This window comes from Kribbella sp. NPDC020701 (assembly GCF_055562215.1).
Genome location: NZ_JBVHFT010000006.1, coordinates 200,413 through 225,334 on the forward strand (window position 1 = coordinate 200,413; position 24,922 = coordinate 225,334).

Below are 24,922 nucleotides of genomic sequence, written 5' to 3' on the forward strand. Positions count from 1 at the left end.
ATCACGCCGCTCGACCGGGGGGTCGAAACCAGGCACAACGAATCCAGCCACAGGGAGAATCACACATGTCTGCCACCATCAGCACGACCGGCAGCACCACTGCTCCGGTGACGGCCGCAGCCCGGGCCGAGGGCGTCAGCAAGTTCTACGGCACCGGTGACGCGACCATCGCCGCGCTCAAAGACGTCTATGTCAGCCTCGAGGCCGGCAAGTTCACCGCGATCATGGGGCCGTCCGGCTCGGGCAAGTCGACCTTGCTGCACATGCTCGCCGGCCTCGACCGGCCGACGTCGGGCGAGGTTTTCCTCGGGGACACCCAGATCACTTCACTGAACGACAAGGCGCTCACGCTGCTACGCCGGGATCAGATCGGCTTCATCTTCCAGTCGTTCAACCTGCTTCCGACGATGAGCGCCGCGGAGAACATCGTTCTTCCGATCCGCATCGCCGGCCGCAAGCCGGACGACATCTGGGTCAAGTCGATCGTCGACAAGCTGGGCCTCGCCGACCGGTTGAGCCATCGCCCGACCGAACTGTCCGGCGGTCAGCAGCAACGGGTCGCCGCGGCCCGCGCACTCGCCTCGCGTCCGCAGATCGTCTTCGCGGACGAGCCCACCGGCGCGCTCGACTCCGCCGCGGGAACCGAACTACTCGGCTTCCTGCGCAAGGCCGTCAAGGAACTCGGCCAGACGGTCGTCATGGTCACCCACGACCCGACTGCCGCCAGCTACGCCGACCGGGTCCTGTTCCTGGCCGACGGGCACGTCGTCGACGAGATGTTCGAGCCGACGGCCGACGCCGTTCTCGACTTCATGAAGCATCTAGGAGCCTGAGCCATGTTCACTGCAACGCTGCGCGGCATGCTCGCGCACAAGGTGCGACTCGTCCTGACCATTGCCTCGATCGCGCTCGGGGTCGCGTTCCTGGCCGGCACCCTGGTCCTGACCGACACCATGCGCCTGGCGTTCGACCAGCTGTTCGGCAAGGTCTCCGCCGGCACCGACGCGGTCGTCCGCGCCGAGGCCGCCTACAGCCAGTCCGAAGGCATCGGCACCAGCCGGGCGCCCATCCCCGCCTCGGTCCTCACCCAGGTACGCAAGGCCGACGGGGTCCGCACCGCCGAGGGCTCGGTGAGCGGCTACGCGCTGCTGACCGACAACGCCGGCCGGGCCGTGCTGACCAGCGGCGGAGCTCCCACCATGGGCTACAGCCTGCCGGCCGATCCCGCGCTGCGAGGTGACGTCAAGCTCCTCACCGGCACCGCGCCTTCAGGTGCGCACCAGGTGGCGATCGACGCCACCAGCGCCGAGGACCACCACATCGCGCTCGGCTCCACGATCAAGGTGCTGTTCAACGGTCCGACGCAGGAGTTCACCGTGGTCGGCACCGTCGGCTTCGGCGGCGAGAAGAACCTCGGCGGTACGACGGGCGCGTACTTCGACTCCGCGACCGCGCAACAGGTGCTGGGCGCACCCGGCTTCTTCGACTCGATCGGCGTCAGCGCCGATCCCGGGACGGCACCGGCCGACCTGGTGCAACGGATCACCACGGTGCTGCCCGACGGCGCCGAGGCGGTCACCGGTGCGACCGTGGTGAAGGAGTCCGCGGACGCGGTGAACAATGACCTGAAGGTCGTCACCATCCTGTTCATGGTCTTCGCCGGTATCGCCTTGTTCGTCGGCTCGTTCATCATCTGGAACACGTTCACCATGACCATCACCCAGCGGTCGCGGGAGATCGCCCTGCTGCGGGCCATCGGCGCCACCCGGCGCCAGGTGAACCGGAGCCTGGTGCTCGAGGCGCTGCTGCTCGGCCTCGTCGCGTCGGCCGTCGGTATCGGTCTCGGCCTACTCGTCGCCAAGGGCCTCAACCTGCTGATGGGCGCCGTCGGCTTCAGCCTGCCCAGTACGTCGATGCAGGTGGAGCCGCGCACCATCGTGGTATCCCTGCTGGTCGGCACCGTGGTCACCGTCGTGGCGGCACTCGTCCCGGCCTACCGGGCGACGAAGGTGCTGCCGGTAGAGGCTCTGCGTGAGGCAGTGCCAGGCTCCGGCAACCCGACGAGGAAGCGGGTGATCAGCGGGGCCGTCGTCACCGTCATCGGTCTGACCGGACTGTTCATGACCTTGTATGCCGACCTGAACATGAAGCTGTTCGGCCCCAGCCTGCTGGCCATCATCGTCGGCGTCCTCATGCTGCTTCCGGCTGCCGCCCGTCCGCTGGCGTCACTGATCGGCGTACCGCTGCGGATGCGTGGCCTGCCCGGCGAACTGGCCCGGCAGAACGCGATGCGCAATCCCCGCCGTACGTCGTCCACGGCCGCCGCGCTGATGGTCGGCCTGACCCTGGTGGTCAGCATGGGCGTGTTCGCCTCGTCGCTGAAGGCATCGTTCGGAGACATCATCGGGGATTCGACCAACGCCTCGCTGTTCGTCACTCCGTCGAGTGCCCAAGGCCCGGGCTACAGCCCGGAAGCGATCAAGGCGGTCCAGGGTGTGTCCGGCGTCGACAAGGTCTCTGCCAGTGGCTGGGGTCAAGCCCGGTTCAACGGTGCGGATTCGAGCTACTCCTCCGTCGACCCGGCCACCGCGACGGCGGGCCTGAACCTGCGGTTGTCGGCCGGCTCCGTGTCCGACCTCGGCACCACCGGGATCGTGGTGGCGCAGTCGGCCGCGACGACGCACGGGTGGAAGGTCGGCGACACCATCGGGACCGAGTTCGCCGAGACCGGCAAGCACACCATGAAGGTCGTCGGCATCTACGACAGCAAGGGCTGGATCAGCGACGACTACGTCATCAGCATCGCCGCTCAGACCGCCGCGGCCGGTCCGCAGCTGATCACCTCCGGCCTGGTCACGCTCGTCCCCGGCGCCGACCGGTCGACCGTCCAGAAGGCCATCACCGCGGCCCTGGCCGACCACCCGGACGCCAAGGTGCTCGATCGCAAGGGGTTCGAGAAGGAGGCCAGCGGCTTCATCGACAAGCTGCTCACCTTCGTCACAGTGATGTTGCTGCTGGCGGTCATCATCGCCCTGCTGGGCATCGTCAACACCCTGGTGCTGTCGGTCTTCGAGCGGACCCGTGAGCTGGGCCTGCTCCGGGCGGTCGGCATGACGCGGGCTCAGGTCCGGGCGATGGTGCGCTGGGAGTCCGTGGTGATCAGCCTGATCGGTGCGCTGGCCGGCGCCGCCCTCGGCATCGGCTTGGGGCTCGCACTGTCGCAGGCACTCGCGGACGAGGGCATCAAGGCCATCTCGATCCCCGGCCTGCAGGTGGCGCTGTACGTGGTGCTGGCCGCGGTCGCGGGTGTTCTGGCGGCCGTCGGACCGGCCAGGTCCGCCGCCAAGGTCGATGTCTTGAAGGCGGTGGTGGCGGACTGAGATCCGGTTGAACGGAAACTGACGAAGGCCCGGACCGTGAGGTCCGGGCCTTCGATTCTCTGGTAGCCCCGACGGGATTCGAACCCGCGCTACCGCCTTGAGAGGGCGGCGTGCTAGGCCGCTACACAACGGGGCCAGAGCGATGTCGACCGGTCCTTGCGGGCCGGGCAACGAGGTTGAACTCTACCGATTTCCATCGGTGCGGTCCAATCCGCTGGGGTACTAGGACTCGAACCTAGACTAACTGAACCAGAATCAGACGGGCTGCCAATTACCCCATACCCCAAAGGCATTTCACTACCGTTGTGAGCTTGTTTCCGCCCTCACAACCTGGCTCGAAGAGAGTACCCGAGCAAGTGCCTGGACACCAAAACGGGGTCCCCTCGGGCGGGTTGTCACTCCCGTCACACCAGCCTCTTGCCAGGTCCCGGCGCAGCGGTCAGCGGCAACGCGCAGACGCTGTCCAGCTTCATCCGCCGGGCCAGCCACAGCGCGACCGCACCGAAGGCCGCGAACTTCACCACGTCGACCGTCACCAGCGACCACGGCGCGTCCTGAACACCGAGGCTCGCGCCCACGCTGTCCGTCAAAGCCGCGAAGATGAACGTCACCACGTTGTTCGCCGCATGCGCCGCGATCGAGGCCTCCAGCCCACCCGTGCGTACGACGAGCAGGCCCGCGACCAGACCGAACGCGAACCGGTCCAGGAACAGTGCCGGACTCTGCCACGGCCAGATCCCGTGCGCGACCGTGAACAGGACGGTCGTGACCAGGATCGCGATCACGGCACTCCGAACCAGCGCGCCGACCGCCTGCAGCAGGTAGCCGCGGAAGAAGTACTCCTCCCCCGCCGCCTGGAACGCCGACGTCAGCAAGGTGACCGCGATCACGGCGATCGCGTCCGGCGCGGCACCACCACCGTGGCGCTCACCACCGGCGAGCTCGATGCCGCCGAACTGGATCACCGCGAGCATCACCAGTTCGAGTGCGACCGCCGCCACCGCGAACCAGGCCAGCGGCTTCCAGCGCAGCCGGCCGACCACCGAGGACAGCAGCCCCGGGGTCTGCCGGTTGAGCGTCCGCGCGACCAGCATGCAGAGCGGGATCAGGACGATCAGCGACAGGTTCGTCGCCAGCAGCCCGAACCACGAGACCGTGTCCTCGGGATCCTTCCGGATGACCTGCTGGAAGCTCAGGATGACGATGCTCGCGATCATCCAGCCGACGAGGATCGCGAGCGCGCCGAGCACGACGAACCCCCGCGGCGCGTACGGGTTCCGCAGCAGCCGCAGGTAGGTCGGGGCTTGCGTCTCGACCGGTTCGCTTGCGGTCATGACGTCGTACGACGGGCCCGCTCGAGCCGGTGCAGCGACTTCTCCCGGCCGAGCAGTTCCAGCGACTCGAACAGCGGCGGGGAGATCCGGCGACCGGAGATCGCCACCCGGACCGGGCCGAACGCGTTCTTCGGCTTCAGCCCGAGCCCTTCGATCAGCGATGCGCGCAGCGCCGCCTCGATCGCCTCGGTGGTCCAGTCGACGTCCGCGAGCGCCTTGGCCGACGCTTCCAGGACCGCGCCGGCGTCACCGGTGAGCACCTTCGCGGCGGCATCCGGGTCGATCGTGAACGCGTCGTCGTCGACGAACAGGAACCCGAGCATGTCGACGGACTCCGACAGCGAGTTCATCCGCTCCTGCACCAGCGGTACGGCGGCCTGCAGCAGCGCGAGCTGGTCCGCCGACGGCTCGGCCGGGAGCACCCCGGCCTTGGCCAGGAACGGGATCATCCGGGCCCCGAAGTCGTCGGCCGGCAGCATCCGCATGTGCGCCGCGTTGATCGCCTCGCACTTCTTCGGGTCGAACCGGGCCGCGTTCGCGTTCACCTTGCGGATGTCGAACGCCTCGACCATCTCCGCCATCGTGAACACGTCGCGGTCGTCGGCGATCGACCAGCCGAGCAGGGCCAGGTAGTTGAGCAGACCCTCGGGCAGGAAGCCGCGCTCCATGTACTCGCCGAGCCCCGCGCCCGGGTCGCGCTTGGACAGCTTCTTGTTGCCCTCGGTGCCCATTACGAACGGCAGGTGCCCGAACCGCGGCGTCCGGCCGCCGCCGATACCGATCTCGGCAAGCGCCTCGTAGAGGGCGATCTGCCGCGGCGTCGACGGGAGCAGGTCCTCGCCACGCAGCACGTGGGTGATCTCCATCAGCGCGTCGTCGACCGGGTTCACCAGCGGGTAGAGCGGGTAACCGTTCGCCCGGACCAGGACGTAGTCGCCCAGGTTCTCCGGCAGGAAGGTGATCTCGCCGCGGACCAGGTCGTCGAACACGATCGGCCGGTCGGGCATCCGGAGCCGGACCACGGGCCGGCGGCCTTCGTCGACGTACGCCTTGACCTGCTCGTCGGTGAGGACACGGCAGTGGCCGTCGTACCCGCTGTGCTGGCCGGCGGTGCGAGCGGCCTCGCGGCGCTGGTCGAGCTCCTCCTGCGAGCAGTAGCAGTGGTATGCCCTGCCCGCCGCGAGCAGCTTGGCGACGACATCGGCGTAGATGTCCATCCGCTCGGACTGCTTGTAGGGGCCGTACTCGCCGCCGACCTCGGGGCCTTCGTCCCAGGTCAGGCCGAGCCAGCGGAGCGACTCGAGCGTGTAGCCCAAGGCTTCGGGGGTGTTCCGGGCCTGGTCGGTGTCCTCGATCCGGAGCACCAGCGTGCCGCCGTAGTGCCGGGCGAAGGCCCAGTTGAACAGCGCGCTGCGGATGTTGCCGACCGTGAGCAGCCCGGTCGGCGACGGTGGGAACCGCACCCGGACCTGGTTCGGTTCCAGGCCGCCCAGGACGTCGCCGTCGTCGGCAAAGGAAGCAGCGGCAGGCCGGTCAGTCACGCACGATCACCTTGTTCGTCAGAGTTCCGATTCCTTCGATGCTGATCGAGACCTCGTCGCCGGGCAGCATCGGGCCGACCCCCGCCGGGGTGCCGGTGAGCACCACGTCGCCGGGCAGCAGCGTGGTGAAGGAGGTGATGTAGGCCAGCACCTCCGGGATGTCGAAGATGAACTGCGAGGTCCGCCCGTCCTGCTTGGGCTCGCCGTTCACCTCCGTCGTGACCCGTACGTCGGACGCGTCCAGCTCGGTGGTGATCCACGGGCCGAGCGGGCAGAACGTGTCGTACCCCTTCGCCCGGGCCCACTGCCCGTCGGACTTCTGCAGGTCGCGGGCGGTGACGTCGTTGGCCACCGTGTAGCCGAAGATCACCTCGTTGACCCGCTCCTTGGGCAGGTCCCGGCAGATCCGGCCGATCACGATCGCCAGCTCGCCCTCGAAGTGCAGGTCGTTGGTCTGCTCGGGGTAGATGATGCCGTCCCGCGGGCCGATCACGCTCGTGTTCGGCTTCAGGAAGATCATCGGCTCCTTGGGCACCTCGTTGCCGAGCTCCTGGGCGTGCGCGGCGTAGTTGCGCCCGACGCAGACCACCTTGCTCCGCGGGATCACCGGCGCGAGCAGCCGGACGTCGGCCAGTTGCAGCTTCTCCCCGGTGAACTGGACCGGCCGGTAGAGCGGGTCCGAGTCGAGCACCGCAACGGTGCCCACGAGTCCTTCGGGGTCGTCGGTCTCGACGACGCCGTACTTCGGTTCGTCGTCGACGGAGAATCTGGCGATACGCACGGCCCGAGCCTACCGTCGCGAGGGAATGAGACAGTTATCCGGTGACTGTTGATATCCGCCCGGCGCTTCCGGGCGAGTACGACGCGGTCGGCGAGCTGACCGTGGAGGCCTACACGCACGACGGTTTCGTCCGGGGCGACTACGCGATGACGCTGCGTGCGGCCGCCGACCGGGCGGCCAAGGCGGAGCTGTGGGTCGCGGCGGACGCCACCGGGCTGCTCGGCACGGTGACTTACTGCCCGCCGGGCTCTGTCTACCGGGAGATCGGCCAGGACGGCGAGGGCGAGTTCCGGATGCTCGGAGTCGCCGGCCGGGCGCGCGGACTGGGCATCGGGACCGCTCTGACCGAGCGCTGCGTCGATCGCACCCGGGAGCTGGGCCTGGCCCGGCTGGTGATGTGCAGCGCGATCTACATGACCACCGCGCACCGCGTGTACGAGCGCCTCGGCTTCGTCCGGCTGCCAGCCCGCGACTGGTCCCCGATCGCCGGAGTCGACCTGTGGGCGTTCGCCCTGGACCTGTGACTGCCACGCTGACGTTTGCCGAGTGGACGCCTCTCGAGGCGGCCCACCATCGCCGGGTCGACTGCCTGGTCGCGGATCACCTCGAACGCCGGCGCCGCCGCGAACCCCACCCGGTCGAGGACTTCCTCTTCACCTACTACCCCACCCGGCCGAACCAGCTCCGCGTCTGGCACCCCGGCCCCGGCGTCCGGTTGCTCGAGGCGTCCGAGTACGACGGGCGCCGCGGGTACACGTACGTCGACGGAGCAGCCGGCCTGGATCCGGCGGAGATCTCGCGTCGCGCGGACAGCATCCGGTGGATCCGCCGGCTCCTCGCCGCGACTCTCGATCGGCAACCACAGTTCGGCTGTTTCGGGCTGCACGAATGGGCGATGGTCTATCGGACACCCGCCGTACGTCATGAGAAATGGCCGCTCCGGCTGGGCGCCGCCGGCACCGACCAGGTGGTCGAGTCGCACAAGATCGCCTGCTCGCACTTCGACGCGTTCCGCTTCTTCACGTCGCCCGCACGACCGCTGAACGTGCTGCAGCCGACCCGCGAGTCCCAGCCTTCGCTCGAACAAGGCGGCTGCCTCCACGCCAACATGGACCTCTACAAATGGGCCTCCAAGCTCATGCCCTTCACTCCGAGCGCGTTGGTGCTGGACTGCTTCGAGCTGGCCCGCGACATCCGCACCCTCGACATGCGCGCGTCGCCGTACGACCTGTCCGCCCTGGATTACGAGCCGGTGCTCATCGAAACCCCGGCGGGCAAAGCCGAGTACGCCGCCGCCCAACGCGGCTTCGCCGACCGCGCCCGCCCGCTCCGCCGGCAACTCGTCGACCTCTGCGACGTTCTCCTCCGCTAACCTCACTCCATGGGAAAGATCGTCGCCATCGCCTTGGGTGCCCTGCTCCTAGCCATCGGCGCGATCTGGACCCTCCAAGGCCTCGGCTACCTCAAGGGCAGCTCGATGACAGGCAGCTCCTTCTGGGCCATCGTCGGCCCCATCGTGGCTGCCGCCGGAGTGTCCCTGGTGTACGTCGCGCTCCGAGGGCCCCGGAAACGCTGACGGATTCAGGTCGCCTTGCGGACGACTGCCCATTGGTAGTGCATGTCGCGGCCGTCGTCCCAGGTGAGCCATTCCTCGACGGTTGCGTGGCGGTCGAGGGTTTCACGGAGGCCGGCATCGGTGCGGATGCTGAAGAAGCGGCCCGGGCCGAAGCCGGAGTCGTCTTGCCAGACCTGCTCGCCGCCGGTGGCGTTACCCCAGAGGCCGACCGCGAGTGGCGCACCCGGGCGGAGGACTCGGACGATCTCCGCGAGCGCCTGGTCGAGATCCTCGTCGGCCACGTGCAGGAGGGTGCTCATCGTCCAGCCCGCGTCGAAGGTCGCGTCCTCGAACGGCAGGTCCAGCACCGAGGCAACCTGTGCCTTCAGGCCGATCGAACGGCACGTCTCGACGCTGGCGGGCGCGAGATCGACGCCCGTGTAGTCGAACCCAGCATCGGCGATCGCCTGTCCGTCGCGCCCGGGACCGCAGCCGATCTCCAGAACGGTCCGGCGCCCCTCACGCTCCAGTTGCTCGAGGTACGCCGTACGCCGGGCGACGCGTGCGTCGGGGAGATCCCGGCCGACGCGAGCCTCGACCTCGTTGTTGTAGTACGCGATCAGGTCGCTCTCGCGCTGTGTCCGCCCATCGTCTGTCACAGGCTGATGGTAGAAGGATCGGGCTCGGGCTTCGACTGAATACTCGGCCTAGAAGCGTCGGGGCGGGTCGTCGCCGGTGCTGCGGTGGATGGTGACGAGGGTTGCGCCTTGGCGGGCGGGTGCGGGGACGACCGTGTAGAGCGTGCGTCCCTTCGGGAACGTGAACTGCTGGGCTGCGCCGGCGGCTCCGGTTGTGGCGTCGCGTGAGGTCAAACCTTCCACGGTCTTGTTCGTGGTGAGGAGTGTGAGGACCAGACCCAGGCTGTCGCTACCGCCGAAGATGTAGGTGTCACTGGTCACTGCCGGTGGTGACATGTCGGCAGCGCCAATCGTGTCTTCGGTCTCCGCACCGGTCCGGTACGAGCCGTCAGCCGGCATGCTGGCGAACTGGTAACCACCCTCGACCGCGAAGGCATACAGGGTCCGATGGTGCAGCATCCCCGTCGAGTCGTAGTACCTGCGGTCGTCGAGCAGGATCGGATCTCCGATCGGCGGGGTCGCCTTGACCTGGGCCGACTGCGGATCCAGCGGCAACGGCGACGAGGTGTACTTACCGAGCGCGGCCGGATCCAGTGACTGTCGTCCTGCCGGCCCCGAGCACGTTGTGCGCCGGCCGACCAGCCAACCGGTCATCGTGTACGTCAACTCGGTCCGGGCGATGCGCCGACCGGAGGAATCACCGTAATCGAGCACGCCGGTCGTGCCGTTGAGCGTGAACTGATACCGCGGTACGCCGTACACGATCGCTTCCGGCGGCGTCTCGGTGGGATCGAGGACGGCGCGAACCCGGTTGCCCGTGACGGAGTTGATGCCCGGTTCGATCACCCTCCGGTCCTGGCACGCCCAGGCGCCGATCGCGCTCGGCAGCGGTCCGCTCGACGGAGTGCTCGTCGAGATCACGGGTTCCGGTGTCGTCGTGATCGCCGACGGCTTGTTGCCGTTGGCAAATAGCGCGGCGACGACGAGGACGCTCGCCACCGAGGCAGCAGCCAGGTACGGCGCGACTCGCCGGCGCCAGCCTGCTGGGCGGCTGATCGGGGCGCCGGCGGGTGACTCCGCAGTGCGCTCGTGGAAGGCCTGCCACAGCTGGTTGACGTCGACCTTCACCTGTGTGGCGGCCCGATCGAGGTCTTGCGTCAGCCGGCGCTCGGGTTCGTTCATCGGTGTTCCTCGAGTTCTACCGCGAGCCTGGCCAGGCCGCGGCTGACGAGTGACTTGACCGTGCCGACGCGCACTTGCATCGCGTCGGCGATGTCGGCCAGGGGTAGATCGAGCCAGTAGCGCAGTACGAGCGCCTCGCGCTGCCGCGGCGCCAGGCGGTCGAGCGCCCGCAGCAGCCCGAGCACCGACTCGGCCAGCTCGACCTGCTCGTCGGCCGGGGCGGCCGTGACCGGATGCAGGATCTTGCGGTCGGCGATGAGCTTGCGCCGGCGTCGCGACCGCACCTCGTTGACCACGATCCGGTTCAGGTACCCGGGGAGGTTCGCGATCTCGCGGTGCCGGCGGACGGCGTACAGCCGGCAGAACGCCTCCTGGACCACGTCCTCCGCATCCTCCGCGCCGAGCAGATGCGCCAGCCGCACCAGCCGCGCCGCCTGCGCCCGGAACAACGCCTCGAACCCAGACGTGAGCGTGGGCGTTGACCCCGCCGGACGCCCCGGCGTGGGCCCCGCCTCGTCGCCGCTCACCGCGTCTCCCAGGATCAGCCCCATACCTGAATGACGATCCCGGCGACGAAAGGTTGAGTCAATCCGTCCGAACGGCCTTCAGCGCGAAGAGCAAAGGAATGCGGGGCGCCTCGTCCGGCAGCCGCCACCAGCCTTCCGGCGTTTGCTGCATCGAGGGCCACCGCGGCCACGGCAGGACCTCGGACTCACGCAGAGAAGTGAGGCGGAAGCCGGCACCGGCAAGAGTGGTCACGAGCTCGCCGATCCCGTGCCGCCATTCGTAGCTGCGCTGCCGACCGGGAACCTCGTCGCCCGTGTACGTGACGGTGGAATCGTGAGCGATCGCCCCGCGACCTTCGAGGTAGTCGGCGCGGAGGACCAGTTCATCGGTCTCACCCGGCAGCGACACCTCGCGGAGCGCGTTCAGCAGTGGGTGAAACTCGACGACGTACAACGCACCGCCGGGTTTCAGGAGCTCGTGGACGACCTTCGCCCAGTGCTGCAGATCCGGGAGATAGCAGAGCGCACCCTTGCCCGTATAGACGACGTCGAATCGACGACCCTGGACCGCATCGACCGCGTCGTACACATCGGCATGCACGTACTCGACGTCCTGACCGGCGTTGGCAGCGATCCGGCGCGCTTCATCCAGCGACTTCGCCGACAGGTCGAGACCGGTGGTCCGCGCACCGCGCTGGGCGAACGCGATGGTCTCGGTCCCGAGATGGCACTGCAAATGGAGTACGTCGCGCCCGCGCAGTGCACCGAGGTCGTCCCACTCGTAGTCGGCGAACCAGTACTCCGCGGGCTGACTGTAGAACTGGCTGGCCGCATGCAGCGGCGCCCGCGCGTCCCAGTCCGCCTCGTTGGCGGCCACCATCTCCTGAGTCTCCACGTCCAACGTCACCGGCGTCTCCGTCCGTCTCCGTTCGGCCGCCGTCCAGTCTGCCCACAACCGGGTCCACACCTCGCCACTCAAAGTCACCACCATCCACAGGCTGTGGACTCTTGTTCAAGGTTTGTGGATAAGCTTGAATAAGAGGTATGGCACGGGTCGAGTTGCATCGGTGGCCTGGGCACCCGGATGGGTTCACCCGGGCGGAGCGGTTGGGCGGGTCCTACGAGTTGTACTTCCCGGATCCGCTGGTCGGGCGCGAGTTCGACCTGAGCGACGACGTGCTCGCCGTCCTCGAGGACGCCGCCGGAGACCTCGCCAGGCTCGACGCAACGGCCGCCGTGCTCACCAACAGTGAGGCTCTCGCCCGGCTGCTGCTGCGGGCCGAAGCTGTCGGGTCCTCCCAGATCGAAGGACTGGTGGTCGGCGCGCGCCGCCTGCTCAAGGCCGACGTACTCCGTGATCGCGCCGGCAGCGGACCCGGTGACGTCACCGCCGAGGAGGTGCTCGGGGCAGTCGACGCCATGACGTGGGTGACCGAATCCGTCCAGGCCGGCGACAAACTCGAGGTCGACCACCTGCTGGAAGCGCACCGGCGACTGATGGCCCAGTCCCCCACCCCTGACTTCGGCGGGGAGATCCGCTACCTGCAGAACTGGATCGGCGGCCGCTCCCCCGCCGAGGCGTACTACGTCCCGCCGCCGGCACATCTGATCCCTGACCTGCTCGCCGACCTGATGACGTTCGTCCGCGAGTCCCGCCTGCCGGTGCTGGCCAAGACAGCGATCGCCCACGCCCAGTTCGAGACCATCCATCCCTTTGCCGATGGCAACGGCCGGACCGGGCGTGCGTTGATTCACTTGATCCTGCGGGCCGACGGCCTGGTCGCGCGGACCGTGCCACCGGTGTCGTTGTCGCTCGCCACGCACGCGGGCCAGTACATCGAGGCCCTGACCGACTTCCGCTACGTCGGACGGGCGACCACCGCCAAGGCGCGGTCGGCGGCGAACCCATGGCTGCGCATGTTCGCGATGGCGTGCAGTCACGCGACCGCGGAGGCAGCCCGCTTCGAGCAGACCGCCACGGACCTCAAGACCGCGTGGCGCGAGCGGGCGACTCCCGTCCGCGCGGGATCTGCGACCGACCTGTTGATCGAGGCACTGCCGGCGGCCCCGGTCCTCACCCTCGCCGCGGCCGCGCAGCTCATCGATCGGTCTCAGCAGGCCGCCAATCAGGGACTGGCCAAGCTGGTCGAGGCGAAGGTCCTGCGCGAGGTCACCGACGGCCGCCGGAACCGTGTCTACGAAGCCCCGGAACTGATCGACGCCTTCACGTTGCTCGAGCGGCGCTTCGCCAGCCCGGCGGCCGATACCCGGATCGAACCGCCTAGCAGACCCGTTCCGTCGAGGCCAGAACCAACACACCATCCGCATTGACTTTCTCCTCCCCGTCGAGACACAATTCGAACACATGTTCGATCGCGTCTCAAATCGAGGCGCCTGACGGGGAGCGTGAGAACCGTGATGCCGGAGCCGTTCGACTGGGACATCCTGCACCGCCCATCAGCGATGGCGATGGTGCGAGGCCAGCTCGGCTTCAGCTGGATGGTGTTGTCCGGCCGGCTCGCCCAGCTGACCGACGAGCAGTACTTCTGGCGACCGAGCAGCGAGGCCCTGACCGTCGTCCGGCGGCACTACGCCGGCCGGTTCCGATCACTCGGATCCGGGGAGTGGGTGGCGCAGTGGCCGGACGAGCCGGACCATCGCGGCCCGCGCACGATCGCCTGGCTGATCGCCCATCTGACCGAGACCTTCTTCGAGCGTTGGGAGTGGACGTTCGGCGAGAGCCGGCAGGGCCGGGCCGACATCACGCTGCACGGCAACGCGCGGGACGCGGTGGCCTGGCTGACGCATTGGGTGGACGCCTGGCAGGAGTCGATCGCCGCGCTGGACGAGGAGCAGGTGATGACGGTCGGCCTGAGCCAGGCGACCGAGCTGGACGCGGGTGAGCCGTTCGGCCACGTCGTGCTCCGGCTCAACCGCGAGCTCATCCACCACGGCTCGGAGATCATGACGCTCCAGGATCTGTATGCGGTCGCGGCCTGAGAACCACAAGATGTGCGACACGCGGCGTGGCGCTACCACAAGATGTAGATCCGGCCGCCTAGCATCACTACTGCTGGTGGTTCGGAGTGGTCGGCACCACAAGATGTGGGCCATGCCGAGGCAACAGGGGAATCCGGTGCAAGTCCGGAGCTGCCCCGCAACGGTGAGCGGAGACCTTCCGCGAGTCCGGATACCTGCCACCGGCGCGTGCACCGCCGGTGCACGCGGTCCGAGACTTCGCGGGTGGGTCGCAGGGCGTGACGGCAGTGTTCCCGGCCGGTGCGGCCGTGTCGTCGTGCGCCTGCCCGCGCAATGGTCGAGGGCCTCCGATTCTCGCGTGGAGAGAGCATCTGTGACTATCGCTTCCTCATCCCGGACCGCTGATCAGACCGGTCCGGACGGCTCGGCCGATCAGCACCACCAACTCACCGTCGTCCGCCGCGACGGGAGTAGCACCGCCTTCGACCCGAGCAAGATCTCGGTTGCCGTGAGCAAGGCCTTCCTCGCGGTCGAGGGCGCCGAGGCCGGCGCCACCCACCGGGTCCGTGACCTGGTGGCCGACCTGACCGGCCGGGTCGTGCGCGCCCTGACCAGCCGCGGTGACGCCCGGCGCAGCGTCCAGGTCGAAGACATCCAGGACCAGGTCGAGCTGGCGCTGATGCGCGCCGGTGAGCACCAGGTCGCCCGCGCGTACGTCCTCTATCGGGAGGAGCGGACCAAAGCCCGCACGCCCGCGGACCCGGCCGGGGTCACCGAGAAGCCCACGCTGACGGTCCGCGCGGCCGACGGCAGCCGGGCACCGCTCGACACCGACCGGCTGCGGGTGATCGTCGTCGAGGCGGCCGAGGGGCTCGACGCGGTCGACCCCGAGCTGATCCTCGACGAAACCCTCGGCTCCTGCTACGACGGCATCGCGCAGCACGAGGTCGAGCTCGCGCTGGTGATGGCCGCCCGGTCCTACGTCGAGACCGAGCCGCAGTACAGCTTCGCCGCGTCCCGGCTGCTGCTGGACCAGATCCGGCGCGAGGCCCTCGGCCGCGTCCACGGCGAGCCCCGGCAGGCCAGCCAGGCCGACATGACCGAGGCGTACGCGGACTACTTCCCGCGCTACATCCAGGTCGGCATCGAGGCCGGACACCTCGACCCCGCGCTGGCCACCTTCGACCTGGCCCGGCTCGCCGCCGCGATCCGGCCCGAGCGCGATCTGGACTTCACCTTCCTCGGCCTGCAGACGCTCTACGACCGGTATCTGCTGCACATCGACAAGGTCCGCTTCGAGCTGCCGCAGGCGTTCTTCCTCCGGGTTGCGATGGGGATGGCGCTGCGCGAGGACGACCGGGAGGCGCGCGCGATCCAGTTCTACGAGCTGCTCAGCTCGTTCCGGTTCATGTCGTCCACGCCGACCCTGTTCAACTCCGGCACCACCCGGCCGCAGCTGTCGTCGTGCTTCCTGACCACGGTCGACGACGACCTGGCCGGCATCTTCCACGGCATCCGCAACAACGCACTGCTCGCGAAGTACTCCGGCGGTCTCGGCAACGACTGGACCCCGGTTCGCGGCATCGGCGCCAAGATCCGCGGCACCAATGGTGAGTCGCAAGGCGTCGTACCGTTCCTGAAGATCGCCAACGACACCGCCGTCGCGGTGAATCAGTGCTTTGCTCCGGAAACTCTCGTCTACGCCGCAGCCGGGGCAACAGCGATCCGCGACCTCAAGGTGGGCGATCTTGTGCTGGGCGCGAGCGGTCATTACCGCGAGGTCACAAGGACCTTCACCTACGACCAGGACGGTCCGATGGTGGAGGTCGACGTCAAGCATTCGATCGAGCCGCTCACGGTCACCGCCGGTCATCCGCTCTACGCGATTCAAGGCGTACCGATGGAGCAGGGCAACGAGCGCACGCTCGAATGGCTCGCCAAGGAGAAGGTCCAGGCTGCCTGGGTCGAGGCCGGCATGCTCAGCAGAGGTGACTACGTCGGGCAGGTCGTCCCAACGGATGTCATTCCCGTTCGTGGCTTCACCCAGGACGACGCACGCCTGTACGGCATCCTGCTCGGTGATGGCCACCTGTCGAAGAACGGCAACCAATGGGGGGTGTCAGGTAACCCACAGCGCGACACTCACCTGTCGTTCGTACGTGACTATCTCACCGCGCGCGAAATCCACTTCTGGGAGACGGGTCGTGGAGACACCTACGCTCAGGTCCACTGGTCGGCGGGACGCGGTGCCACGAGAGACCCGATCACGGGACGTATCCTCGGTCGCGGCGAGGCAACGCTTCCGTTGACCGGTGAGGACCTCTACGACGAACACCATTCGAAGCACATTGCCCGTCGGCTCACTCATCTACCGCTCGCCCAGGCACGAGCGCTCATCCATGGTCTCCTCGAAACTGACGGCGGCGTATCGCGTGGCAAGGAGATCTACTTCACGACTACTTCGCGAAAACTCGCCTCCGGGTTGCGTTACCAGCTACTCCGGCTCGGGATTCCCACCGCAGGGCAATACCGCGTGCGGGAGGGTCATCATGTGGGCCGACGGTCCGACGGATCCGAGATCACCTTCTCGAAACCGGTGCACGCGTTCGACCTCCGCATCCCCGCCGTAGCGGGAATCGCCGAGCGCGTGGGCGCCAGACCCATCACCAAGTTCAACTGGATCACCCATCAAGGCATGGTTTTCTCTCGCGTGCGCGAGGTCCGCACTACGCCGATGGTTCCGGTCGTGCACGACCTCGAGGTCGAGATCGACGAGTCCTACCTGACCACTGCCGGCCTGGCCCACAACGGTGGCAAACGGAAGGGCGCGGTGTGTGCGTATCTGGAGACGTGGCACATCGATGTCGAGGAGTTCCTCGACCTCCGCAAGAACACCGGCGACGAGCGCCGCCGTACGCACGACATGAACACGGCGAACTGGGTGCCGGACCTGTTCCTGCAGCGCGTCGAGGCGGGCGGCGAGTGGACGCTGTTCTCCCCCAACGAGGTCCCGGATCTGCACGACCTGTACGGCGCCGCGTTCGCCGAGGCCTACGTCGGGTACGAGGAAGCCGCCGACCGTGGTGAGATCCAGGTGTTCAAGCGGGTCAAGGCCATCGACCTGTGGCGCCGGATGCTGACCGTGCTGTTCGAGACCGGTCACCCGTGGATCACGTTCAAGGACGCCTGCAACCTGCGCTCGCCGCAGCAGCATGACGGCGTCGTCCACTCGTCGAACTTGTGCACCGAGATCACGCTCAACACGAGCGTCGAGGAGACCGCGGTCTGCAACCTCGGCTCGGTGAACCTGGTCGCGCACCTGACCGCTGACGGCCTGGACGCCGACCTGCTCCGCGACACCGTGAAGACGGCGGTCCGGATGCTCGACAACGTCATCGACGTGAACTTCTACACCACCCCGGAGTCGGAGCGGGCGAACCAGCGGCACCGTCCGGTCGGTCTCGGCCTGATGGGCTTCGCCGACGCACTGTTCTCGCTGCGGATCCCGTACTCCTCCGAGGCCGCGGTCGCGTTCGCCGACAGCTCGATGGAGCAGATCAGTTATCACGCGATCGAGGCGTCCAGCGATCTGGCCGCCGAGCGTGGCCGCTATTCGACGTACGACGGATCTCTGTGGAGCAAGGGGATCCTGCCGATCGACTCGCTCGAGCTGCTCAAGACCGCTCGTGACGGCGACGTGATCGTTGACGAGAGCAAGCAGTTGGACTGGGACGCGTTGCGCCACAAGGTGCTGCGCTACGGGATGCGCAACTCGAACGTGATGGCGATCGCGCCGACCGCGACGATCTCCAACATCTGTGGTGTGAGCCAGTCGATCGAGCCGGCGTACAGCAACCTGTTCGTGAAGTCGAACATGTCCGGTGAGTTCACCGTCGCGAACCCGTACCTCGTCGCCGACCTGAAGGCACGGGGCCTCTGGGACCAGGTGATGGTGTCGGACCTCAAGTACCACGACGGCATCCTGACCGGGATCGAGCGGATCCCGGCCGACCTGCGCGAGCTGTATGCGACCGCGTTCGAGATCGAGCCGCTGTGGCTGATCAGGGCCGCCTCCCGCCGGCAGAAGTGGATCGACCAGGCACAGTCGCTGAATCTCTACATGGCCGCGCCGTCGGGTCGAGCGCTGGACGAGTTGTACAGGTCGGCTTGGCGCTATGGCCTCAAGACGACTTATTACCTGCGTTCCCAGTCAGCGACCCACGTGGAGAAGTCCACGCTGAAGGGCACCGACGGGCGTCTCAACGCAGTGCCTGTTGCCATTCCTGAACCCACCGGAGCCGTCTGCTCCATCGACGACCCCGACTGCGAGGCCTGCCAGTGACCACCACGAACAACTCCACCGGGCTGGGCGCGGTTGCCGTCGGGGCATCCCGGGTCGAGGTTGCCGACAAGGCGATGATCAACGCGCGGGCCGACGTCAACCAGTTGCTGCCGTTGAAGTACCAGTGGGCCTGGGACAAATACCTTGCCGCATGCAACAACCACTGGATGCCGACCGAGGTCTCGATGCAGGCCGACATCTCACTCTGGAAGTCCAAGGACGGCCTGACCGAGGACGAGCGGCTGATGCTGAAGCGCAACCTCGGCTTCTTCGCGACCGCGGAGTCCCTGGTCGCGAACAACATCGTCCTGGCCGTCTACCGGCAGCTGACCAACCCCGAGTGCCGGCAGTACCTGCTGCGCCAGGCGTTCGAGGAGGCCGTGCACACGCACACCTTCCAGTACATCTGTACGTCGCTCGGCCTGGACGAAGGCGAGCTGTTCAACATGTACCGCGAGGTGCCGTCGATCTCGGACAAAGATGCCTGGGCGCTGAAATACACCCAGCACCTGGAGGACCCGGACTTCCGGACCGGGACGCCGGAGGCCGACACCGCGTTCCTGCGCGACCTGATCGCGTTCTACGTGGTGTTCGAGGGGATGTGGTTCTACACCGGCTTCGCGCAGATCCTGTCGCTCGGCCGGCGGAACAAGATGGTCGGCATCGCCGAGCAGTACCAGTACATCCTGCGGGACGAGTCGATCCACCTGAACTTCGGCATCGACTGCATCAACCAGATCAAGCAGGAGAACCCGCACCTCTGGACGGCCGAGTTCCAGGCCGAGGTCCGGCAGATGCTCACCGACGCGTGTGAGCTAGAAGTCGCGTACGGGCGTTCCACGATGCCGAACGGCATGCTCGGGCTGACCGCGGAGTTGTGCGAGCAGTACATGCACTTCATCACGGACCGCCGCGCGGAGCAGATCGGCCTCGCCCCCATCTTCGGCGAGACCCGCAACCCGTTCGGCTGGATGTCGGAGGTGATGGACCTGAAGAAGGAGAAGAACTTCTTCGAAACCCGCGTCATCGAGTACCAGTCGTCCAGCGGCCTGAGCTGGGACTGACCGCCGTCACCGGTTTGCTCGCGGAGTACACCGCGAGCAAACCGGCTCCGTACGAGCGACGGCACGTCCGGCACAGATATGCCGGCCGTCAAACTCCTTCAGTGCGAGGTCGGACTCGTCTCAGGGCTCGCGGCGGCCGGTGTGGAGGTTCGCCGAGCCGCGCCAGCAAGGTCGTTCAGTGCTGCGACGACGACGTTCCACGCGATCCGGACCGTGTCGGGATCCGGCCGGTAGTCGTCCGTCAGCTGACGCTTCGGATGGACCAAGTTGCGATGATTGCGCAGCACGTGCGCGTAGTCCGCGACATCCGTGGAAATCCAGCGCTGGTCACGCGCCCGGTTGATCATGGTCTCGAAGTGATCGCGTGGCGGCCGGTCGTCCAGCGGATGGTGCACGAAGAAGTCGTACAGCACGCCTTCGAGCAAGCTCCCAAGCATGATGACAGCCGCCGTCGGCGCACCGCCCTGCCAGCACGCATACGCCTCGTCCAGCCGGCCACGGAGCTGCTCGCCAAACGCTGCGTCGCCGACCACGTCAGTCAAGTTGGCGGTGAGCTCAACCGGAATCCGCGAGGTCATCCGGCTGGCATCGCCGTCTTCCTTCCGCGCGATCGACGGCTGGTTCGCTTCGAAGACGACGACCAGATCCTCGAGGGCCAGGAGCTGATTCAGCTCGGTCAGCACCGCCGCGTGCGCCTCTGGTTCGTCGACATACTCGCGCCGGTCCGCGAGCCTCAGTAACAAGGCCCGCATCATGGACGAATGCTTGCGGCACTCCGCAAGCCGCTCCCGCGTCCACCAGAGCCGACCGCCGTCCACGCCGTTTCGCAGCCGCCATCCTGCGGTACGGAACAAGCGTTCGAGGTCCGACCCGCTCCGGTACTTGAGCGGCGGATCGTCACCGCAGATGATCGTCGCCAGCTCGGCGGTGACGTTCTCGTCCAGCACTACTTCGAGCTCCGCCATCGCAATCCTCATTCCTCGTCAAGCTCGACCGGATGCCAGTTGGTCGAGGCGTCCGTTAGGTCTCCCGGCCTGATGTCCCGCTCCGCAAGCGCCTTCCACAGCGACTCCAGTTCACGCTCGGGATCGAAGGCGAACTCACTCTCCCGAACCCGCACCGTCACCCACCCCATCCGGTCCAGCTCGCTGTCGCGACGAGCATCATTCGTCTGCTGATCAAGGCCCGCATGCCAGTAGTGGCCGTCGCATTCGACGGCGATCCGCCCTCCGGCGCCTGCCACCACCAGATCGAGCGTTCGGGTGCCGACGGGAAACTGCGGTACGACGTGATACCCCTTGCCCCGGATCGCCCGAAACACCTGCTGCTCGAAGAGCGAATCGAACGGCTGTGTGGGATCAGTTGCCGACACGGAGTCCAGGTCCGGGGAGTGCCCGTAGATCGACGGCGGGTTGTTCATGTAGCCGAGCAGCGAGGCCCGCAGATCCCTCGGGTTCAAGTCGTCCATCCGCAAGCTGGTCACCAGCCACAGCTGATCCCGGGCGCGGCTGACGGCCACGTTGTACGCCTGCTGGTAGGACTGCGCCTGAGCCAGTCGGACCCGGCCGGCCATGACCGTCGACAGGAAGATGACATCGCGTTCGTCGCCCTGGAAGTTCGGCGCCGTCCCGACCCGGATCTTTCGGGATTGACGTTCCTCTGATGGGACCACCTCGTTGATGAGGTTCTCGAGCAGCCGCAAGTGCGACTGGGCGTTCGCCAGGACCACGATCCCGAACGTCTTGCCGTCGTAGGCCGGGTCTTCCATGCACTTGAGCATCGTGTCGATGACTTCACGGGCCTCGACCTCGTTCCGTCGATTGGCGTCGCGTCCCTCGACGACCGCGCCCTCGACGGAGATGACCTTGAGCGGATCGAGGTCGTCGGCCTTGCGTTCGCGCAGCGGGATGAGGCCGCCGGAGTCGGAGCCGTAGGCGTAGAACTGGTCCGACGACCAGCGGATGATCTCTGGCACACAGCGGAAGTGCTCACGCAGTCTGACCAGACCGTTCTTGCCGGCCCGAGCCGACAGCACTCCGTACAGGTTGGACTTCGGTGTCAGGTTGGTGCGGATGTCCTCCGGCAGTCCGCCCAACCGGTCACGTTGCCGATCGAAGACCTCGTCGAGCGTGCCCATCGCGGATCCGGCCGGGGTGCACTGCTTGTCATCCCCGACGACGATCACTCGCGGGGCCATCCAAAGCAGATACAGATGCTCGATGCCTACCTGGCTCGCCTCGTCCACGATGACGACGTCGAACCGGTCCCGGTGGGCGGGCAGGTTCTCCAGGAGGTTGGCCAGCGGCACAACCCAGGCGGGTACGGCGTCCTGCGCCTTCAGCATGGCCGCCCTCGCGGCCTTCCGGAATTCCGCCGTCTTCTGGCCGGTGCCGGCACCGATCTTGCTCATGTGCTCGCGGTAGGTGTTCAGCGCGCGGGTGTGCTGGTCGGTCAACCGGAGCATGCAGGCGCGCATCGCCTCGGCCGCGACCAGCTCACCGGTGACGATGCTGAGCCGAGCCGTCAGGTCGCTGTATTCCTTGACCAGTCTGTGCTCTTCCTCGACCGTGCGGTGAGCCTGGACGAACGACGCGGCCAGCGACCATGCCCATGCTGCGGCGAGATTACGATCCTTCCACTCCGTCTGCCTGTCCGCACGCATCAGCTCTAGTAGGGCCGGATGACTCTGGCCCAATCGGCTGGACAACTGCCGGCACCGCAACTCCGCCGCCCGCTCGGCCCGGAGCCGATTGACATCGCTCAGGGCGGCTGCGGCTGCCGCCGAGTCGCGGATCTTGACCGCGTCTGCCACTGCCGTCAAGTCGCGGACACAGATGTTGCCGCGCACCATCCCTTGCAGGCGGTCGATCAAGTCGTCCACCCGGCTGGTCGCCTCGCGGGCCCGTCGCGCTGCCTGCACCTGGGGAATGCTCCCGGCCACTGAGCTGAACTCGTCCATACTGCGGACCGCTATCGGCCGTGCCCCGAGAGCCGTCCGGAACCGGCCGACCACTTCGAGCATCCGCATCACCTGCTGGAGCAGGTCCGCGTGATCGGACAGCTCCGCGAGTCTGGGACGCAGGCTGCCGACCGTGATCTCGACGTCGACATCACGCCAGCGCTCCGCCAGCCGGACAGATGCGACCTCTGCGCGCAGGTGCGCCAGCGCCGCCTCCAGTTGGCTGGCGGACTCGATCCGGCTTCCGTCGACCTTGACAGCTTCGAGCAAAACCTCGGCGTCACGCTGTACCTTGGGGACCAGCCGGGTCCGGAGCTTGCGCCCCTGACGCAGATGCTCCAACAAGGCCTCGCCGACCACGATCCGCCGCTGAGTCTCGGCGACCGTCGCTGCGCTGACCGGCTGGAGAACCTCGACGGCACTGCGCGAGCGGTCGTTGAGCTCGGCGAGGAGCCGCTCGGCGTCGCTCGCCGTCTCGAGCAGTCCTCGCCACAGGCCTGCTCGTCGCGACCCGATCAGGTCGTCGGCGGCCCTTCTCGACCACTCAGTAGCCATGATCGAGGTCGTCCGCAGCAGCTGCTCGAACTCGGCCGCGCAACCCTCCAGCTCGGTCATCGTCTGATCGTCGGTGGACATCAGCACCTCCGACGGTCCCGCCGGAGGCGATGCGCTCGCCTCGCGTTCGTCGGCGAACAATGTCGCTAACTCGCCCTCGGTTGGCAGCTCCTCCTCGGCGGGCACGCTCCGATCGCCCAGATCGGCTCGCTCCACTGTTGCCGTCGACAACAATGTGGCCAGTTCTCGGAACTCGGCCTGCGACAGTGCAGGGGTCCGCTCGCTCTGCGGCACAGATGGCATCCAGTCGTGGACTAATGCTTCGCGCTGGGTCTGGGCGACGATCGCAGCCAGCGTTCCGGAGTACGTCGTACCCTCGTACTCAGGAACCGCCGGGGGCCACTCCTTGCGCTCGACGTCGCGGAGTTCGCGAACTCGCCCGTTCACAATCTCGGCCTGCTGCGAGAGCCTTGCACGCTCCGCGCTCAGTGCCTCTGCCTTGACCCGGAGTGTGCGTTCATCGGTGGACGCGATCGCGCCGGACAGCGCCTCGATCCCCTTCTCCAGCTCGGCGGCAGCGTCCCGACTACCACCGGCCAGCAGGACGCACAACTGGCGAAGTGGCGCCGGGATCTTCTCGCGCAGCACCCGAAGCGCCTGATCCTTCTGGCTGGTGACAAGCACCCGTTGCCCGCGGGCCAGCAGAGCGGAGATCAGGTTGGCGATCGTATGGGTCTTTCCGGTGCCGGGCGGCCCCTGAACGACGATGCTCGTCTCGTCGCGGAGGAGCTCCATCACCCGGGTCTGCTCCACGTTGGACGGCAGCGGGAAGCGCGGCTCGGTGCCGAGCACATCCCCGGACACGGCGCTGCTTCCAGAGAGCCAGCGCTCGCGGGTCGTCTGATCGGTCTCCGCGACCAACTGCGCGAGGCCGACCGGGATGCCCAAGTCGTCGTTCTCGAGCGCCTCGGCGATCCCTCTATATGCCTCGGCGATCAGAGCCTTCGTTCGCGGCCGGAGAACCAACGCCGGGGCCGTCGCGATCTTCGGAACATCCCCTGGCACGGCCTTCGGCGAGAGCGCTTCGTCGCGATCGTTTCCGATGGTCACCGCGAGCCCGAGCCAGCCGGACAGCATCTCCTGCACGAGCTCGCTGTCGAGCGCCTCCTGACTGTCGAGCATGTTGGCCCGCGGATCTCGAGCCCGATCCGGGCGGTACTGCTCGACGCCACCGAGCATCTCGTAGTCCTCGAGCCGACGGGTGCCCGGCAGGCGCCGTACCGTCAGCGTGCCTGAGCGGTCGACCCGTGGATGAGCCTTCTCTGTCAGCAGGTGCCGGCGCACGTTCAAGCCGTCCGGCGGACGCCAGCTCAGGTATCCGGCACCGAGCATGAACTCGAACTCGTCGTCCCGCTGCTCCATCATCTGGGCGGCGTGCTCGAGCCGCTCGTAGATGTTGTGGCGATGTCGTCGGACAGGCTCATCCGCCGCCCACTGCCGCCACTCCACGAGCCACCGGTCAAACGACTTCTGCCGCTCCAAGGCCGCCCGGACGGCTTCCCTGTCGAGTTCCTCACGCTCTTCGCCGAGTGCATCCGGTTCGCCGTCATCCTCGTCGCGCTCTGATGGCGCGACTGGCCGACTCACGACAGGATCCTCGCGCAGGACCGGAACGATCGCCGGATCGTGGACCGACGCCGGTGTGACCCAGCCGGACAGATCCGTTGGCGGCGGTGGCGCTGGTACCGCCGCGACCGGTTTGATCCGGACCAGCAGGTCGGTGTCCTTCGGATCCGGTCGCACGATGTCAGGTGGCAGCGTCGGCAACCAAAGCACATCTTCCGGCGCCTGCGAGGTGCCGTCGAAGATATCTGGTGACGAGCTCCGCCTGCTGAGGTCGGTCAGCTCCATCAGATAGGTGACCAGGTGTCTGGTGTTGACGAAAGCTTCGCCGTCAATCTGCTGTTCTGGGCTCATCCCAAGTCCCCCCTTGGACGCTAGGCAGCCCTGCAGATTATCGAGGGGCACGTTTGGTAGTCAATGAGCGTCTCACTGCAACTTCCGGTACGTCTTCTTGGCACGAGGGCGGTCGCGACCGACGAACCG

Annotated in this window: 18 protein-coding genes, 2 tRNA genes and 1 riboswitch; of the genes, 9 read left to right on the forward strand and 11 right to left on the reverse strand. The window is 67.4% G+C overall.

Going from position 1 to position 24,922, the window contains the following annotated elements; translation table 11 throughout:
• Positions 1 to 65: 65 nt before the first annotated feature.
• The gene (locus tag ACZ3HV_RS16560) at positions 66 to 833 is read left to right on the forward strand and encodes an ABC transporter ATP-binding protein (RefSeq protein WP_465685115.1); all 768 of its coding nucleotides are present in this window, start codon (positions 66 to 68) and stop codon (positions 831 to 833) included.
• 3 nt (positions 834 to 836) lie between these two features.
• A complete protein-coding gene (locus ACZ3HV_RS16565; protein WP_465685117.1) occupies positions 837 to 3,380 on the forward strand; it encodes an ABC transporter permease in 2,544 nt (847 codons plus the stop codon).
• Positions 3,381 to 3,440: 60 nt separating this feature from the next.
• Here ACZ3HV_RS16565 and ACZ3HV_RS16570 read toward each other — a convergent pair.
• The 5 genes from ACZ3HV_RS16570 to ACZ3HV_RS16590 all read right to left on the reverse strand — a co-directional run bounded on the left by ACZ3HV_RS16570 (position 3,441) and on the right by ACZ3HV_RS16590 (position 7,036).
• Positions 3,441 to 3,516 (reverse strand) — tRNA-Glu (locus ACZ3HV_RS16570).
• Between the two features lie 78 nt (positions 3,517 to 3,594).
• Positions 3,595 to 3,666 (reverse strand) — tRNA-Gln (locus tag ACZ3HV_RS16575).
• 118 nt (positions 3,667 to 3,784) lie between these two features.
• Positions 3,785 to 4,714, reverse strand: coding sequence for a lysostaphin resistance A-like protein (locus ACZ3HV_RS16580; protein WP_465685119.1), 930 nt, complete (start codon positions 4,712 to 4,714; stop codon positions 3,785 to 3,787).
• Positions 4,711 to 6,255 carry a glutamate--tRNA ligase gene (gene gltX, locus ACZ3HV_RS16585; RefSeq protein ID WP_465685121.1) on the reverse strand — a complete coding sequence of 515 codons (1,545 nt, stop codon included), beginning with the start codon at positions 6,253 to 6,255 and terminating at the stop codon, positions 4,711 to 4,713. Before gltX ends, ACZ3HV_RS16580 begins: the two co-directional genes overlap by 4 nt.
• Positions 6,248 to 7,036, reverse strand: coding sequence for a fumarylacetoacetate hydrolase family protein (locus ACZ3HV_RS16590; RefSeq protein WP_465685123.1), 789 nt, complete (start codon positions 7,034 to 7,036; stop codon positions 6,248 to 6,250). Before ACZ3HV_RS16590 ends, gltX begins: the two co-directional genes overlap by 8 nt.
• Positions 7,037 to 7,077: 41 nt before the next feature.
• Here ACZ3HV_RS16590 and ACZ3HV_RS16595 point away from each other — a divergent pair, with 41 nt between their 5' ends.
• Genes ACZ3HV_RS16595 through ACZ3HV_RS16605 form a run of 3 tightly spaced genes read left to right on the forward strand, consistent with a single transcriptional unit; the run spans position 7,078 to position 8,612 of the window.
• Entirely contained in the window at positions 7,078 to 7,560 is a 483-nt protein-coding gene (locus tag ACZ3HV_RS16595) for a GNAT family N-acetyltransferase (protein WP_465685125.1), read from the forward strand.
• Entirely contained in the window at positions 7,557 to 8,408 is an 852-nt protein-coding gene (locus ACZ3HV_RS16600) for a 3-methyladenine DNA glycosylase (RefSeq protein WP_465685127.1), read from the forward strand. The genes ACZ3HV_RS16595 and ACZ3HV_RS16600 overlap by 4 nt, the downstream gene beginning before the upstream one ends.
• A 9-nt stretch (positions 8,409 to 8,417) precedes the next feature.
• A complete protein-coding gene (locus ACZ3HV_RS16605) occupies positions 8,418 to 8,612 on the forward strand; it encodes a hypothetical protein (protein WP_465685129.1) in 195 nt (64 codons plus the stop codon).
• Between the two features lie 5 nt (positions 8,613 to 8,617).
• On the opposite strand, the gene ACZ3HV_RS16610 is transcribed toward ACZ3HV_RS16605, so the two are convergent.
• Genes ACZ3HV_RS16610 through ACZ3HV_RS16625 form a run of 4 tightly spaced genes read right to left on the reverse strand, consistent with a single transcriptional unit; the run spans position 8,618 to position 11,824 of the window.
• The gene (locus ACZ3HV_RS16610; RefSeq protein WP_465685131.1) at positions 8,618 to 9,250 is read right to left on the reverse strand and encodes a class I SAM-dependent methyltransferase; all 633 of its coding nucleotides are present in this window, start codon (positions 9,248 to 9,250) and stop codon (positions 8,618 to 8,620) included.
• Between the two features lie 48 nt (positions 9,251 to 9,298).
• Positions 9,299 to 10,411 (reverse strand): hypothetical protein, encoded by a 1,113-nt coding sequence (locus ACZ3HV_RS16615; RefSeq protein ID WP_465685133.1) that lies wholly within the window; start codon positions 10,409 to 10,411, stop codon positions 9,299 to 9,301.
• Positions 10,408 to 10,962, reverse strand: coding sequence for an RNA polymerase sigma factor (locus tag ACZ3HV_RS16620; protein WP_360376323.1), 555 nt, complete (start codon positions 10,960 to 10,962; stop codon positions 10,408 to 10,410). Before ACZ3HV_RS16620 ends, ACZ3HV_RS16615 begins: the two co-directional genes overlap by 4 nt.
• Before the next feature lie 34 nt (positions 10,963 to 10,996).
• A complete protein-coding gene (locus ACZ3HV_RS16625) occupies positions 10,997 to 11,824 on the reverse strand; it encodes a class I SAM-dependent methyltransferase (protein WP_465685135.1) in 828 nt (275 codons plus the stop codon).
• A gap of 137 nt (positions 11,825 to 11,961) precedes the next feature.
• Between ACZ3HV_RS16625 and ACZ3HV_RS16630 the strand changes: the two genes are divergently transcribed.
• The 4 genes from ACZ3HV_RS16630 (at position 11,962) to ACZ3HV_RS16645 (ending at position 19,302) form a co-directional block, all read left to right on the forward strand.
• Positions 11,962 to 13,248: a Fic family protein gene (locus ACZ3HV_RS16630; RefSeq protein ID WP_465685137.1), complete on the forward strand. Its 1,287-nt coding sequence runs from the start codon at positions 11,962 to 11,964 to the stop codon at positions 13,246 to 13,248.
• 87 nt (positions 13,249 to 13,335) lie between these two features.
• A complete protein-coding gene (locus ACZ3HV_RS16635; protein ID WP_465685139.1) occupies positions 13,336 to 13,917 on the forward strand; it encodes a DinB family protein in 582 nt (193 codons plus the stop codon).
• Between the two features lie 60 nt (positions 13,918 to 13,977).
• Positions 13,978 to 14,133: riboswitch (cobalamin riboswitch) on the forward strand.
• A gap of 136 nt (positions 14,134 to 14,269) precedes the next feature.
• Positions 14,270 to 18,238: a ribonucleoside-diphosphate reductase subunit alpha gene (locus ACZ3HV_RS16640; protein ID WP_465685141.1), complete on the forward strand. Its 3,969-nt coding sequence runs from the start codon at positions 14,270 to 14,272 to the stop codon at positions 18,236 to 18,238.
• Positions 18,235 to 19,302: a ribonucleotide-diphosphate reductase subunit beta gene (locus ACZ3HV_RS16645; RefSeq protein ID WP_465685143.1), complete on the forward strand. Its 1,068-nt coding sequence runs from the start codon at positions 18,235 to 18,237 to the stop codon at positions 19,300 to 19,302. Before ACZ3HV_RS16640 ends, ACZ3HV_RS16645 begins: the two co-directional genes overlap by 4 nt.
• 98 nt (positions 19,303 to 19,400) lie before the next feature.
• On the opposite strand, the gene ACZ3HV_RS16650 is transcribed toward ACZ3HV_RS16645, so the two are convergent.
• Together ACZ3HV_RS16650 and ACZ3HV_RS16655 are read right to left on the reverse strand one after the other, a co-directional pair.
• Positions 19,401 to 20,267 carry a DUF4145 domain-containing protein gene (locus ACZ3HV_RS16650; RefSeq protein ID WP_465685146.1) on the reverse strand — a complete coding sequence of 289 codons (867 nt, stop codon included), beginning with the start codon at positions 20,265 to 20,267 and terminating at the stop codon, positions 19,401 to 19,403.
• An 8-nt stretch (positions 20,268 to 20,275) separates the two neighbouring features.
• Positions 20,276 to 24,793 (reverse strand): AAA domain-containing protein, encoded by a 4,518-nt coding sequence (locus ACZ3HV_RS16655; RefSeq protein ID WP_465685148.1) that lies wholly within the window; start codon positions 24,791 to 24,793, stop codon positions 20,276 to 20,278.
• Positions 24,794 to 24,922 lie beyond the last annotated feature (129 nt).